The sequence below is a fragment of the Acrocarpospora pleiomorpha genome, from assembly GCF_009687885.1.
GTDB lineage: Bacteria > Actinomycetota > Actinomycetes > Streptosporangiales > Streptosporangiaceae > Acrocarpospora > Acrocarpospora pleiomorpha.
Genome location: NZ_BLAF01000015.1, coordinates 74,671 through 89,024 on the forward strand (window position 1 = coordinate 74,671; position 14,354 = coordinate 89,024).

At 66.2% G+C, this 14,354-nt stretch carries 15 protein-coding genes; 7 read left to right on the forward strand and 8 right to left on the reverse strand.

The window, feature by feature from the left end; translation table 11 throughout:
• The first annotated feature begins 47 nt into the window (after positions 1-47).
• The 5 genes from Aple_RS15220 (at position 48) to Aple_RS15240 (ending at position 4,396) form a co-directional block, all read left to right on the forward strand.
• The gene (locus Aple_RS15220) at positions 48-1,247 is read left to right on the forward strand and encodes an MFS transporter (protein WP_281361563.1); all 1,200 of its coding nucleotides are present in this window, start codon (positions 48-50) and stop codon (positions 1,245-1,247) included.
• A complete protein-coding gene (locus Aple_RS15225; protein ID WP_246264479.1) occupies positions 1,244-2,305 on the forward strand; it encodes an MBL fold metallo-hydrolase in 1,062 nt (353 codons plus the stop codon). Before Aple_RS15220 ends, Aple_RS15225 begins: the two co-directional genes overlap by 4 nt.
• A gap of 32 nt (positions 2,306-2,337) precedes the next feature.
• Positions 2,338-2,703 (forward strand): hypothetical protein, encoded by a 366-nt coding sequence (locus Aple_RS53245; RefSeq protein ID WP_218038335.1) that lies wholly within the window; start codon positions 2,338-2,340, stop codon positions 2,701-2,703.
• A 213-nt stretch (positions 2,704-2,916) separates the two neighbouring features.
• Positions 2,917-3,717 (forward strand): SAM-dependent methyltransferase, encoded by an 801-nt coding sequence (locus tag Aple_RS15235; RefSeq protein WP_246264480.1) that lies wholly within the window; start codon positions 2,917-2,919, stop codon positions 3,715-3,717.
• A gap of 46 nt (positions 3,718-3,763) precedes the next feature.
• Positions 3,764-4,396 carry a nitroreductase family protein gene (locus tag Aple_RS15240; protein WP_155345243.1) on the forward strand — a complete coding sequence of 211 codons (633 nt, stop codon included), beginning with the start codon at positions 3,764-3,766 and terminating at the stop codon, positions 4,394-4,396.
• Positions 4,397-4,405: 9 nt separating this feature from the next.
• Here Aple_RS15240 and Aple_RS15245 read toward each other — a convergent pair whose 3' ends face one another.
• Positions 4,406-5,302: an SDR family oxidoreductase gene (locus tag Aple_RS15245; RefSeq protein WP_155345244.1), complete on the reverse strand. Its 897-nt coding sequence runs from the start codon at positions 5,300-5,302 to the stop codon at positions 4,406-4,408.
• A 246-nt stretch (positions 5,303-5,548) separates the two neighbouring features.
• Between Aple_RS15245 and Aple_RS15250 the strand changes: the two genes are divergently transcribed.
• Positions 5,549-6,598: an NAD(P)H-dependent amine dehydrogenase family protein gene (locus tag Aple_RS15250; RefSeq protein WP_155345245.1), complete on the forward strand. Its 1,050-nt coding sequence runs from the start codon at positions 5,549-5,551 to the stop codon at positions 6,596-6,598.
• 99 nt (positions 6,599-6,697) lie between these two features.
• Here Aple_RS15250 and Aple_RS15255 read toward each other — a convergent pair whose 3' ends face one another.
• The 7 genes from Aple_RS15255 to Aple_RS15285 form a co-directional block, all read right to left on the reverse strand.
• Positions 6,698-7,342 carry a flavin reductase family protein gene (locus tag Aple_RS15255; RefSeq protein ID WP_155345246.1) on the reverse strand — a complete coding sequence of 215 codons (645 nt, stop codon included), beginning with the start codon at positions 7,340-7,342 and terminating at the stop codon, positions 6,698-6,700.
• Positions 7,339-7,851 (reverse strand): NADPH-dependent FMN reductase, encoded by a 513-nt coding sequence (locus tag Aple_RS15260; RefSeq protein ID WP_155345247.1) that lies wholly within the window; start codon positions 7,849-7,851, stop codon positions 7,339-7,341. The genes Aple_RS15255 and Aple_RS15260 overlap by 4 nt, the downstream gene beginning before the upstream one ends.
• Positions 7,851-9,173 (reverse strand): LLM class flavin-dependent oxidoreductase, encoded by a 1,323-nt coding sequence (locus Aple_RS15265; protein WP_246264482.1) that lies wholly within the window; start codon positions 9,171-9,173, stop codon positions 7,851-7,853. Before Aple_RS15265 ends, Aple_RS15260 begins: the two co-directional genes overlap by 1 nt.
• The gene (locus Aple_RS15270) at positions 9,170-10,147 is read right to left on the reverse strand and encodes an ABC transporter permease (protein ID WP_246264484.1); all 978 of its coding nucleotides are present in this window, start codon (positions 10,145-10,147) and stop codon (positions 9,170-9,172) included. The genes Aple_RS15265 and Aple_RS15270 overlap by 4 nt, the downstream gene beginning before the upstream one ends.
• Entirely contained in the window at positions 10,140-10,937 is a 798-nt protein-coding gene (locus Aple_RS15275; RefSeq protein ID WP_155345248.1) for an ABC transporter ATP-binding protein, read from the reverse strand. Before Aple_RS15275 ends, Aple_RS15270 begins: the two co-directional genes overlap by 8 nt.
• Complete coding sequence (locus Aple_RS15280; protein WP_155345249.1) at positions 10,934-11,935, reverse strand: ABC transporter substrate-binding protein; 1,002 nt, start codon at positions 11,933-11,935, stop codon at positions 10,934-10,936. Before Aple_RS15280 ends, Aple_RS15275 begins: the two co-directional genes overlap by 4 nt.
• 190 nt (positions 11,936-12,125) lie before the next feature.
• A complete protein-coding gene (locus Aple_RS15285; RefSeq protein ID WP_218038336.1) occupies positions 12,126-13,337 on the reverse strand; it encodes a PP2C family protein-serine/threonine phosphatase in 1,212 nt (403 codons plus the stop codon).
• Between the two features lie 307 nt (positions 13,338-13,644).
• Here Aple_RS15285 and Aple_RS15290 point away from each other — a divergent pair, with 307 nt between their 5' ends.
• Entirely contained in the window at positions 13,645-14,232 is a 588-nt protein-coding gene (locus Aple_RS15290; protein WP_170321485.1) for a type IV toxin-antitoxin system AbiEi family antitoxin domain-containing protein, read from the forward strand.
• Positions 14,233-14,354: the final 122 nt, after the last annotated feature.

Here is a 14,354-nt window from a genome sequence, read left to right on the forward strand (position 1 = left end):
GATTCGTTTTAGTGGCCTTTCTGGGCTGGTTGCCCGCTGGGCTGATGATGGCTCCGCAGGTGCTGTTGATGACCTCGCGTGGGGTGGAGCTGGCGGAGATCGGAGTGGTGTTCTCCATTTACGGTCTGACCGTGATGGCGCTGGAACTGCCCACGGGAGGATTGGCCGACGTGATCGGGCGGCGGATGGTCGTCGTGGCGTCGGCGGTGTTCACCGTCGCAGGGCTGAGCGTGCTCGCGCTGGCGACGTCCACGGGGATGTTCGTGGTGGCCATGGTGCTCAAGGGCATGGCCAGGGCGCTGTCGAGCGGACCGGTCGAGGCCTGGTTCGTGGACGCGTTGCACGAGGCGGAAGGGCCGGAGGCGGATCTCAAGCCAGGGCTGGCGGCAGGGTCGGTGGCCGCTTCGGTCGCGTTGTGCGGTGGCGTACTCGCCGGGGGGTTGCTGCCGCTGGTGGTGCCGGGCGAGTCGCTGACGGTGCCGATCTGGGCGGGGGCCGGCGCGGGAGTCGTCCTGCTCGTGGTCGTCCTGGTCGTGCTGCGGGAACCCGCGCGGGGACCGAAGGCGTCGCTGGGGACGGTGCTGCACGGCGTTCCCCTGGCCATACGGTCCGGATTCGGGGTGGCCATCCGGGATCGCGGGGTCGGGCGGTTGCTACTGGTTTCGGCCGGTCTCGGAGTGATGCTGAACGCGATCGAGATGTTGACGCCGGGACGGCTGGCCGTACTGACCGGGGGAGTGGAAACCGGCAGCACCGCCTACGCGCTCGTCGCCGCGGTCGGTTTCGCCGCGAACGCCGCGGGCAGCTCGCTGGCGCCCTGGTTCGCACGGCGTTTCGCCACCTCGGAACGGGCCGCGATAGCCGGGACGATCGCGACCGCACTGGCCGTAGGCGGCCTCGCGGCCTCGGTCGCCCTGGCCGGATTAGCAGGCATGATCGGCGCCGGATCCGGATATATCCTCATCTTCGCAGCCCTGGCCCTGAGCGAGGTCATCCGCATGGAGCTCCTCCATCGCCGCGTCGTCTCCGGCCTGCGCGCGACCGTACTCTCCGTCAACTCGCTCCTGCTCCAAGCGGGCGGCACCCTCTCCGCCGTCGCCCTCGGCGCCCTCGCCGCCACCGGCGGCGTCGCCTGGGCCTGGGCGGTCTGCGCCGCCGTCATGCTCCTGCTGGCCCTCCTGTACGTACGCCTTCCCGCCCCCCGAATAGAAGGATGTTCTGCCGACGAGGCACAATCGACGGCGTGAGCAAATTGGCGAAACCCGCGAACCCCTCCCAACGGGATGCCTGGCTCGACAAACGACTCCCCGACGTCGAGCAGGTCCGCCCCGGCCTCTGGTCGATCCCCGTGCCGATCCCGATCAACCCCCTCCGCTACGTCCTGGTGTACGCCCTCGAGCATCCCGGCGGCGTCACCATCATCGACGCCGGCTGGAACACCGACGAGGCGTATGACGCGCTGGCCGCCGGACTGGCCACCGCCGGATACCAGATCACCGACATCAAGGCCGTCCTGGTCACCCACATCCACCCCGACCACTACGGCCTGGCCGGACGCATCCGCGAGAACACCGGCGCCTGGATCGGCCTCCACCCCGCCGACGCCGCCCTCGTCCACGACCGCTACGACGAGTCGGCCATCGACGACCTGGTCGCCCGCGAGGGCGCGCTCCTGCGCCGCTGCGGCGTCCCCGACCTCACCGCCCAGGAACTCGCCGGCGCCTCCATGATGATCAGACACCTGGTCACCATGGCCGTCCCCGACCGCCTGATCGACGACGGCCAGCACCTCGACATCCCCGGCTGGGACCTCCAGGCCCGCTGGACCCCCGGCCACTCCCCGGGCCACCTCTGCTTCGTGGAACCCACCCGCCGCCTCCTCTTCTCCGGCGACCACGTCCTCTCCAAGATCACCCCCATCGTCGCCGTACACCCCCAATCCGCCCCCAACCCCCTCGCCGACTACCTCGACGCCCTCCGGGGCATCGCCAAACTCGACATCGCCGAGGTCCTCCCCGCCCACGAGTACCGTTTCACCGACCTCGCCGACCGCGTCAACTACGTCGTCGGCCACCACGAGGACCGCCTGGCCGAGGTCGCCACCACCGTCGGCGAGTCAGACGGCATGACCTGCTGGGAACTGGCCTCCCAACTCACCTGGTCCCGCCCCTGGGACACGATCCCCCCGTTCATGCAGCGCTCGGCCAACAACGAGACCCTCGCCCACCTGGTCTGGCTCGAACTCGACGGCAAACTCACCCGCACCCCAGGCGAACCCGACCTCTGGCACCGCAACAAGCTTTGACGCGATGATTGCATCACCGCATCATCGACTGCATGCTCTTCCCAACGCCCGCCCTCAGCCGTGAAGACGACCAGGTCGTAGCGGATATCGAGGCCATGCGACACGAGCTGCGGCACCAATTGCGCAGCACGCCGGCCAAATGGACGGAAGGCCTGCAGAAGTTCCTCACCGCTGACGCCGTCGCCGCGTCCAACTCCATCGAAGGATTTCGCGTGTCCACGGTGGATGTGGAAGATCTCATGGACGGGGAGCGCGACCTCGTGACCTCTGAGGTCCTCACGCCCGTCGGACGCACCCGTGCGCGCATGTATGTAGCCGGTCCATGCTTCCCGGAACGAGCCCTCGGTGTGGCCCGTATGCCCATGACCCTGACGGACCCATACCGCTCAAGCGCTTGAGCGGCTCACGATCAAGAATGTGAAGCCGGAGGTTGGGGAGTCTGCCGACATGGCATGAACCGATCTAAATGGCTGATATCGACCGATATCGGGTGGTATCGATTGAATGACTGATAGGGGGGAGGTTTTAGGAAAATTCCTGTTTGTCGCTATGATCCTGAGTGGCGCCCCGTCAAGCACGCGGCCCCAGGGGATGTGTTGTGGAGGAACGCATTGGACGAGGCCAGCGCACCTGTCGAACTCAAGGTTCACATCGCGCATCCAGCCCGCATGTACGACTACTACCTCGGTGGTAAGGACAATTTCGCTGCCGATCGCCGGGCTGCGGAGGAGTCGTTGCTGGTGGCTCCGGAACTACGGGACATCGCCCGAGAGAACCGGGCGTTCATGCAGCGTGCGGTGCGATTCATGGTGGACGCCGGCATCCGCCAGTTCCTCGACATCGGTACGGGCCTGCCCACCCAGCGCAACGTCCACCAAGTCGCGCAGGAAGTCGCCCCTGATGCGCACGTCGTCTATGTGGACAACGACCCGATTGTGCTCACGCATGCCAGAGCGCTGCTGGCCGGCCACGGCAAGGGTGAGACGCGGGTCATCACCGCCGACCTGCGCGATCCCGAAGGGATCCTGTATCGGCCCGAGGTCGAGGGCTTTCTCGACTACACCCAGCCGATAGCGATCATGCTGGTGTCCGTTTTGCAGTTCATTCCCGATCGGGATCCCGAGGAACTGATAGCCCCGCTGCGAAAGGTCATGGCCCCCGGCAGCTTCCTGGTGATATCCCACCCCACTCAGGACTTCCGCCAGGAGCAGGTGTTCCAGGTCGCCGACACCTACGTGCGGGCCAAGGCGCCTGCCGTACCCCGGCGAAAGGCGGAGATCGAGGCGTTGTTCGGGGATCTGCGACTCGTCGAACCAGGGCTCGTCCAAACCCCGCTGTGGCGGCCGGACCGGGAGTTCATCGGTGATCTCAATAAAATCTGGATGTACGGCGGAGTAGCTCAGAAGAAATAGCCCGGCGAACTTCCATTTATTCCAGACCTCTCCCCTAAGGTATGCCATGGACGTCATTGAGGCGATGACAGGAACGGGAACGTGCCGCTATTTCCGCAGCGACCCCGTACCGGAGAAAGTGCTGCTGAGCGCGTTCGACGCCGCTCGCTTCGCACCCCAGGGCGGTAACCGGCAGCCGGTGCGCTGGGTGGTGGTCACCGATCCCGACCTGAAACGGCAGCTCAAAGAGTGGTATCTGGTGCCGTGGAAGGCCTACCTTGGCGCGATCACAACCGGTGACATCGCCGTAGGCGCGCTGCCCAAGGCCGTCACTGACGCCGACTACTTCGCCGAGCACCTCGACGAGGTTCCCGCCATCGTCGTCTGCTGCGCTCAGCTCGATGGACTGCACCCCACCGACAACGAGCTCGGACGGCTGAGTGTCGTGGGCGGCGCGTCCATCTACCCCACCGCCCAGAACTTCTGCCTGGCCTTGCGCGCACAGGGCGTCGCCAGCGCGATCACCACGCTGCTGTGCCACTACGAGCCTCAGGTGAAGGAACTGCTCGGGATCCCCGACGATGTCATCACGGCAGCGCACATCGCGGTCGGATACCCCGCCACGCACTTCCCCGCCAAGCTGTCCAGGATCCCGGTTGAGGAGATCGCCTTCTCCAACGCGTACGGCGCGCCACTCTGACGTGGGACATTAGAGCATCGCCTGCATCGAGGCGCTTGCCTGCTGCCCTAGGGTCGTCGGCTGGAGGTACGGCTGTTCGGTCATGATGGTGTCCCAGTTGTCGCGGATGGATTCCATCGTGAGGTCGTCCGTGCGCCAGCCGGGGCCCTCGGCGACGAACACGCGGGCGACCCGGCCGCCGCCGACGCTGAAGACCTCGCCGGAGGTTTCGCAGGATTCGTGGGCGAGGAACGCGACCAGGGGGCTGATCGCGTCGACGGTGAACTTGGCTTCGAACTCGGCGGGGAGGAGGGCCTCGGTCATGCGGGTCCAGGCGATGGGGGCGATCGCGTTGGCCTTGATGTTGGCGCGGGCGCCTTCGATGCCGAGGGTCTTGGTCAGGCCGACCAGGCCCATCTTGGCCGTGGAGTAGTTGGCCTGGCCGAAGTTGCCGAACAGCCCGGCGGGGGAGGAGGTGTTGACGATCCGGCCGTAGGCCTGCTCCTTCATGTGCGGGAAGGCCGCCCGGCTGACCAGGAACGACCCGCGCACGTGTACGGCGAGCACGCTGTCGAACTCCTCCACCGACATCTTGCCCAGCGACTTGTCGCGCAGGATCCCGGCGTTGTTGACGACCACGTCCAACCGCCCGAACGTGTCGACGGCGGCCCGCACGATCGCCTCCGCGCCTTCGGGGGTGGCCACGTTGTCGGCGTTCGCGACCGCCTTGCCGCCGTTCTTGGTGATGAGCTCGACGACCTCGGCGGCGGGGCCCGCGGACGCTCCGGAGCCGTCCAGCGCGCCGCCCAGATCGTTGACGACGACCGCGGCCCCGCGTTCGGCCAGCAGCAGCGCGTGCGCCCGCCCGAGCCCGTGCCCGGAACCGGTGACGACCGCGACTTTCCCGTCGAATCTGAGCTCGGACATTCGCCCACCCTCCACGAAGAGAACAAGATTCTAGTCAGGGGCACCATATCAAGAGCGCTGGGACCCACAAATGGGTCGTTGCGGATAGTGATCGGACGAGTAAATTCCTGCTATAGTTTCGGCTTCGCCAGGGCGTGGGGCTACCGGCGACACCCCTCCCCAGCATGCCCTCCGCCCGGCTTGGCTCCCCAGCGGCCAAGCCTGTCGCGCCGGAGGCGCGGCCATAACCCAGTCTGGAGGCTCTGCATGCCCCGTCTGCGCGTGGTCCAATGGGCTACCGGAGCAGTAGGCGGCTACGCTCTGCGCAGCGTCATCACCCGGCCGGAATTCGAGCTCGCCGGCGTGCTCGTCTACGACCCGGACAAGGTGGGCGTGGACGCGGGCTCGCTGATCGGCCTGGACCCCGTCGGCGTGAGCTGCACCGACGATGTGGAACAGATCCTGTCCCTGGACGCCGACTGCGTCCTGCACATGCCCCTCCCCGCGTCGTATTTCGGCGGCGACCACGCCACCGACGTGGAGACGATCTGCGCCCTCCTGTCCTCGGGCAAGAACGTCATCACCACGACCGGCTTCGTCTACCCCGCCGCGTACGGCCCCGGCGTGGTCGAGCGCCTCGAAGCCGCCTGCGCGGAAGGCGGCACGACACTCCACGGCACCGGCATCAACCCCGGTTTCGTCAGCGACCTCCTCCCGCTGGCCCTGACCGGCCTGTCCTCCCGCCTCGACCACATCTACGTCCGCGAATCCTCCGACTACCGCGGCCACCCGTCCCGCCAGATCGTCACCGACCTGATCGGCTTCACCCGCTCCGCCAAGGATTACGCCGCCGCCGTCCGCCCGTTCCGGGCGTTCCAGCGCGCCCTCTTCGCGGAAAGCGTGCAGCTCGTCACCACCGCCTTGAATGTACGGCTCGACGAGATCGAGGAGAGCGACGAGTTCGAACTGGCCACCGAAGAGTTCGAAATCGCCGCCGGAACCGTCCTCCCCGACACCGTCTGCGCCTCCCGCTGGACCTTCAGCGGCCTGATCCGCGGCCGCCCCTTCATGACCGTCGAATGCGTCTACAAGGCCGACGCCACCAAGGTCCGCCGCTGGGCCGACCCCGGCTTCGCCATCCACATCGAAGGCCGCCCCACCATCGCCCTTACCATCGACGAGGTCAGCCACGGCCTGGCAGGCGCCGCAGCCCACGCAGTCAACTCGATCACATCAGTCTGCGCCGCACCCCCAGGCATCCGCACCATGCTCGACCTCCCCCTATCCATCGGCCGAGGCACCGCCCGCCTGGCCTGATACCGGATTCTCCGGTTCGTACGGGTACCACGGCGTTGGCGGGGGCGGGCGGAGCCCGAGGATAAACAAAGGGCTGGGCGGGTGGGAGAACCACCGCACCTATCGTGGTTGGAAATCCCCGAATCGGCCTTGGTGGTAGAGGAGTGGGCGTCCGTCGTCGCCGCCTGCGGTGGCCACGACGAGGCCGACCACCAGGATGTGGTCGCCGACTTCGCTGGTGTGGTGGGCGCGGCAGACGAGATGGCCCGAGACCTCCTCGAGTAACGGAACGTCCGCCAGGCCGGGTGACCATCGGGTCGGCGCGGCGAAGCGGTCCACGCCTTTGCGCGCGAATCTCGCGGCCACGTCCACCTGATGGCTGGCCAGCACGTTCACCGCGAAATACTCGGCTTTGCTCAGGGCGGGCCAGGTGGTCGAAGCCTGATCGACGTAGAACGAGACCAGCGGCGGCGCGAGGCTGACCGAGGTGAAGGAGGTCGCGGTCAGCCCGACCGGCTCGCCGTCCGGCCGCGCGGTGACCACGACGACTCCCGCGGCGTGGGCTGCCAGCGCCTGCCGGAACTCCTCGGGTCCGACTGCTTCCCTACCGGCAGGCCAGAACTCCTCCGACTCCGACCCGACCGGTTCGCCTTCCCTGCCGACAGGCCGGAACTTCCGCCCGCGGCCGCCCTGCTGCGGAACGGACACCTCTCCGACCAGTCGAAGATGGCTGGCGGGAGGCTGTTCGTCGGGCGCGGCGGTCATGTCAGCACCTCCGTACGTCCATTCAGTTGCGGGACCACCCGATCGGCCCAGGGGCCGAGCAGCTCGTCCAGATCGGGGATGCGCGACTCCAACACCGCCAGCCCGGGGGTGGGAACGTTCGCGCCGAGTTCGACCAGGAGCGGCCGAAGGTGGACCTCGACGGCGAGGGAGTGCTTCGGGTCGCCCAGGACCAGGAGCGGAAGGGCGGCCTTTCCGGCGAACGCTTGGTTGGGAAGCTTGTCGAGGAAGGCCTTGAGCAGGCCGGTATAGGTGCCTTTGTAGGTAGGGCTGGCCACGACGAGCACCGACGCGTCCAGCACCAGCTCGAGGGCGACCTCGACGCCGGGCGAGGGCTCCGGATTGAACAGCGCCGGAGCCAGGCCGGACAGGTCCACGACATCGCCCGCCTCGACCCCCAGCCGGGTGGCGATGGCTTCGGCGGCTCTGGTGGCGACGGTCAGCGTACGGGACCCGCTGCGCGGGTTGCCGACCACGGTCACGATGCTCATCAGACCACCGCCAGTTCCGCGTAACGGTTCGCCGGTCGGGCCAGGCCGTAGTTCTCGCGGAGGGTACGGCCCTCGTACTCGTACCGGAACAGCCCACGCGCCTGAAGCACAGGCACGACATGGTCGACGAAGTCGGTCAGACCGCTGGGGAGCACCGGCGGCATGATGTTGAACCCGTCAGCCGCGCCCTGCTCGAACCATTCCTGGATCTGGTCGGCGATCAGTTCCGGGGTCCCAGCCAGGACCCGATGCCCGCGCCCACCCGCCAATCGCGCGATCAGCTGCCGAATCGTGAGGTTGTCCCGCGAAGCCAGATCGAGCACCAGCTTGACCCGGCTCTGCTGACCCTCGGTTTCTGGCGATATTTCCGGCAACGGTTCATCGAGCGGATGGTCGGACAGATCGACCCCGAGAATGGTGGACAACTGCGCCACGCCGTACGCCGGAATGATCAGCTCTTCGAGTTCGCGCTCCAACCGGAGGGCTTCCCGCTCGGTGCTCCCGATGATGGGCGAAATACCGGGAAGGATCACGATGTCCTCCGGCCTTCGCCCGGCGGCGACGGCCCGGGCCTTGATGTCGGCGTAGAACTCCTGCCCTTCGGCCAGGGTCTGCTGGGCAGTGAAGACGGCCTCCGCGTGCCGCGCGGCGAAATCCTTGCCGTCCGGCGAAGACCCCGCCTGCACGATCAGCGGATGCCCCTGCGGCGGCCGCTGGGTGTTGAGCGGACCCTTGACGGCGAAATGCGGACCGGAATGCTCGACCGCGTGAATCTTGTCGGTATCGGCGTAGATGCCGCTCTCCCGATCCTTGACGACCGCGTCGTCCTCCCAGCTGTCCCACAATTTGGTGACAACCTCGAGAAACTCGTCGGCACGCGCGTATCGATCACGATGCGCCGGGCGTTCGATCCCGAAATTGTGGGCTTCGGCCTCACTCGCCGAGGTGACGATGTTCCAGCCGGCCCGCCCGTTGCTGATGTGATCCAGGGAGGCGAACTTGCGCGCCAGATGGAACGGCTCGTTGTAGGTCGTGGACGCGGTCGCGATCAGCCCGATGTGCTCGGTGACGGCGGCGATGGCCGACAGCAGCGTCAGCGGCTCAAGCCCGCCGAGCGCGTTGTGCCGGACATTTCCCCACAAGGCAACCCCGTCGGCCAGGAAGACCGAATCGAGCTTCCCCCGCTCGGCGATCCTGGCCAGGTTCTGGAAGTGTTTGACGTCGGTGACCAGCGCGGGTTCGGTCCGAGGATGCCGCCAGGCCGCCTCGTGGTGACCCACACCCATCAGGAACGCGTTGAGATGAAGCCGGCGGGGGCTCACGTGATCCTCCAGGTCGAGAAGCGCCGCTCCAACGTGACGAGCAGCTGGTTGAACAACAATCCGAGCAGGGAAATGGTGATGATCCCGGCGTACATGTCGGGGATGCGGAAGTTGAACTGAGCGGCGTTGATCAGGTAGCCGAGGCCCGCTTTCGCCCCGACCATCTCGGCGAAGAGCAGCACCAGAATCGAGTACGCCCCTGCCAGCCGAACCCCCGTGAAGATGGTCGGAACGGCGGCCGGAAGGATCACCTTCTGGAAGAGCCGCAGCGGCCCCAGGCCCATCGACCGCGCGGATTTGATCAGGAGCGCGTCAACGGTCTTCACGCCGCTGATCGTGTTGAGCAGGATCGGCCAGGCGCAGGCGTACAGGACGAAGGTGATCTTCGCGGTCTCGCCCAGGCCGAGGATCAGCGTGAACACCGGCAGCAGCGCGACCGCGCTGGTGTTCCGGAAGAGTTCGAGCAGCGGCGTGAGGAAGTCGGCGACCGGTTTGTACCAGCCGATCAGCAGCCCGAGCGGGATCACGGTCACGATCGCCAGCGCGAATCCGGCCAGCGACCGCCCGAGCGAGGCTCCCACGTGCTCGCCGAGTTCACCCCGGAGAATCAGTTCATACCAGGCGCCCAGCACCTCGGAGAGCGGCGGCAGGAACACCCGGTCGACGACGCCCAACCGGGGCAACGTCTCCCAGACGACCAGCAACAACGCCACCGCGGCCGACCGCCTCAGCAACGACGTGGTCTTCCGGATCACTCGCTGGAGGCGGGTGCCACCGGGGATGCTCTCCTCGCCAGGAGGGGGCACGTCCTCGTCGTGGCCTGGCCCATCCTCAGTTCGCGCCGCCTGGCCTTGCAGCTCGGCTTCCTCCGGATCGGCGTCGTCGTCGGGCAGGTCGTACCAGTGCACGTCCCCGGGGAATTTCTCGGATTCTTCGGGATTCGCCGGGGCGAGGACGCCCTTGTTGTCAGCCAACGGAGAGCACCTCGTCCCGGCGGGCCGCGGCGACCTCGTCGCGCAGCAGCGTCCAGATGTGATGGCGGTACTCGCCGAACCGGGGATCAGCGCGCAGATCCCCCGCCCGGGAGTCGAACGCGACGTCGATGATCTGCTTGATGCGTCCCGGCCGGGATGTCATGATTGCCACACGTTGTCCCAGGTAGACGGCTTCGTCGATGCCATGCGTGATGAAGACGATGGTCTTGCCGGTCTTCTCCCAGATGCTCAGCAGCTCTTCCTGCAGCGACTCCCGGGTCTGCGCGTCGAGCGCCGCGAATGGCTCGTCCATCAGCAGCACCTCAGGATCGAACGCGAGGCTGCGCGCGATGGCCACCCGCTGCCGCATCCCCCCGGACAGCTCATGCGGATACCGATCCGCGAACCCCGCCAGCCCGACCAGGTCGAGAAAGTGCCGCGCCCGCTCCTCCCGCTCCTTTCCCGGTACGGCCTTCGCCTCCAGCCCGAACTCGATGTTGGCCTGCGCCGTACGCCACGGAAACAGCGCGTACTGCTGGAACACCACGCCGCGATCGAGCCCGGGACCGTTGATCGGTCGGCCGTCCAGCTCCAGCGTGCCGCTGGTCGGCGTGGTCAGCCCCGCGATCAGATCGAGCAGCGTCGACTTGCCGCAGCCGCTCGGCCCGACCAGGGTGAGGAACTCCCCGGCCCGCACGTCCAGATCGATCCCCTCAAGCGCCGCGAACGGCCGTCCTTCCCCGCGCACCTGAAAGGTCTTCCCGACACCCCGGATCGTGATCTTGTTCACTTGACGCTCCCGGTCGCGTACGGATTGAACTGGTTGGTGTAGACATCGCCAACCTTCACCTGGCCGGGCTTGAGCTCGCCTTCCCGCTCCAGCCAGTCGATCCACGTCTGGAACTCCCGATCGGCGATGGCTCCGCCCTTGGAGGAGACCCCGAAGCTCTTCCAGTACCCGATCGCCGAACTGTCCTCGTTCCGCCCTCGCTTAGCCACGATTTCCCGAAATTTCGCGATAACCTCGTCGCGGCTGTGCTCCCGGGTCCACTCGATCGCCTTCGCGACCCCTTCGCCGAACTTCTTGGCGGCGGTCGGGTTGCGCGCGATGAAGTCCTCGCGCAGCACGTACGTCCCCGCGTTGAAGGGCCCGAGCAGTTCGGTGTCACTGAACAGCAGCCGGATGCCCCCACGTTCCAGCGCTTTGTCCCGGAGCACGCCGGTCAGCGCGCCCACGTCGATCTGCCCGCCGCGCAGCCCCTGCTCGGTGTTGACCGGTGGCACGACGACCAGCTCGACCTGCTTGACCTCCTCCGGGCTGAGCCCGCCACGCTTGAGGTATTCCTTGATCACCGCTTCCGCGTGCGCGCCCAGCGTATTGACGCCGATCTTCTTCCCGATCAGATCCCGCGGACCCTTGATCGGACTCTCCTCGGGGACCCAGAACCCGCTGAAGGTGTCCTGGTCACTGCCGTAGTAACTGATGACCGCTTTGATCGGCGCCCCACTGGCCCGAAGCTTCACGACGGCGCCGTTGAACGCCCCGCCGAAGTCGGTCTCTCCGGTGGCCGCGGACTGGATGTCCTGCGGCCCGCTGATGGTGTTGCCGATCCACTTGAGCTTTACGGGCGCGAGATAGCCGAGCTCCTCGGCCAACTCGGGAAGGGTCACGGCCCCGACGTTGCCCTGGTAGCGCAGCTCGGTGACCTCGGTTCCGCTCGATCCACCGCAGGCCCCTAAGGCCAGCAGAAGTCCGGACGCGACGACGACGTTTCTGAAGTTGTTCATGGGTTTCCTGTAGCCAAGCGAGAAGGGGGGTTCCGGTGGGTCACTCGCCGTGGCAACACTGGGCACTGGCGACGTGACCGTGGTCCACGTGCACGCGCCGGATCAGATACAGGCCCTTGCTCATGTTCAGCACGCTAGACACCGCTGGGACAGAAGTCAACATTTCCTACTTGATATACAGGAAATACCCTCAAGCGGACTCGGGTGCGATCCCGTGCCATTCGGTCAACAACACGGTGGCATCGTCGTTCAGCCGGCCGTGATGGTAGGCGAGGATGCTGGTGATCAAGCGGCGCAGAGTCTCCGGCACCGGCAGACCGGCGCTGGTGTGCTTGATGATGAAATCCACGAACCGCGCCAGCCCGAACTCGCGGCCCTGCGCGGCGCCCGCCTCGACGATGCCGTCGGTGTAGATCAGCAGCCGGTCACCGGGCTCCAGCTGCTCCTGGCACACCGTGATGGGCACGCCCAGGTCCAGGCCGAGCGGGTGGGCCGGCGGGCACTCCAGCGAGGCGCTCCACCGCCCGCTGCGGATCAGCACCGGCGGCGGGTGACCGCGACTGACCCAGGTGAGCTGCCCCGTGCGCAGGTCGAGATCGGCGATGACAGCGGTGACGAACCGGGTGCCCGGCCCGAACTCGCTGATCAGGGTACGTTCGATCGCCTCGCTGTTGGCGGCCAGGTCCATGCCCAGGCGACGATGGTTCCGGCAGGCGGCCATGGCCAGACTCGCGGTCAGCCCCGCCGAGACGTCGTGCCCCATCGCGTCGAAGACCCCCAGGTGCATCGTGTCCCCGGACAGGGCATAGTCGAAGACATCCCCGCCGACCTCGTAGGCCGGCTCGATGACCCCACTGACCGTCACCTCCGGCGTGGCGAACGTGTGCGGCGGAACCAGCCGCCACTGCATCTCGGCGGCCACGTTCATCGCCCGCGTCCGCACCAACTGGGCGTAGGTGTCACTGTGCGCACGCTGGCTGACCAGCAACAACGCCACCAGCCCCGCCAGATGCCTGGCGGCATCCGGCAACTCCGCCCCCGCCGCGGTCACCCGCATCACACCCAGCCGTTCCGCCCCGTCAAGCAGCGGCACCCACCAGTGCTGCCGCTCCGCCCCACCGTCCTGCGACAGCGCCCTGACCTCCTGAAACGCGCGCCCGGCCAGCGTGGCATCAATCCGCAACTCGGCACTCTGCCCCTCCGCCGCGAGCGCAGGACAGCCAGGAGCCGCCAACAGGCACAAGACAGCCTGCTGAAGATCAGCCAAATAAATCAGCGCCCCACCAAGATCCGCCTGAGCGCCATATTCGGCCACCAACTCAGGCAGCCGCTCCAACGTGACCAGATGGCTGGCATCCAGCAACCCCGTCAGCATGCGCTCCAGCCCAGTCACCCCAGCCATGGCCTCTGCCCCCGCCCGGCCTAATGCCACACCCGCCCAACCTCCATCATCTCCCACCGCCCCCAGCCACTCGCGCCCCCCTCGATCGCCCTGACCAGACGCGGCATCGTCAACATCAATCTACAACCCTCTTGTAGTTTGATGTTGATAAGACCGTCCCTCATGACTACATGAGACTACAACGACATTGTAGTCTCATGTAGTCGATACCCATTTTGAACAGGCATAATGTGCAAGCTAGTGGTACGAAGAGGAAGCGATGCCAAACCCTGTTGATCACATGCCGGCACCACGTCGGTCTAGAACGTTGGACACCCTGTTCGAGATCGCAATCGAGCATGGCGGACTCTTCACCACGAAAGAAGCACGGGATGCCGGTGTTCCGTACACCATGCTCAGCTATCACACGGAACATGGCGACCTAGAGCGCCTCATGCAAGGTGTCTATCGCCTGACACGGTTCCCTGCAGGCCGGTTTGAAGATGTGATTGCCGTCACCCTGTGGGCAGGATTCGACTGTGCCGCCAGCCATGAAACAGCTCTGGCGATATATGGCCTAGCAGACGCTTTGCCCGGCCAAATAAACATAACTACTCCCAGTCGATTCCGTGGAGTTAGAGATGGCGTAATTGTCCACTATGCGCCGCTATCTGCGTCTGAGGTGTGGCAGTGGGAAAATGTTCAGGTGACTCGTCCGGAGCGAACACTTGCGGATGTCGCACGGAGAAGTGATCCCAATCTGGTCAAACAGGCCGCAAAAGAGGCACTAGATTCGGGTTTGACAACCCGTCGTCGGCTCGCTATTTTTTTGGCCGAACAACCGGATCAATCTCACATAAGAAGAATATGGCGGCTTAGGCTGCCCTCCCTGAATAGGAACCGGCAGGAACCGTGATCACGGCGGATCGGTCCGGCCAGGAACTAAGCACCGACCGGTGTGATGTACTCAACAGAGGGCGAAAGCTGAGATATCAGGCAGCTGGTCGCTGCCTGCAAGGCGACTTTCTCCATCCGCAA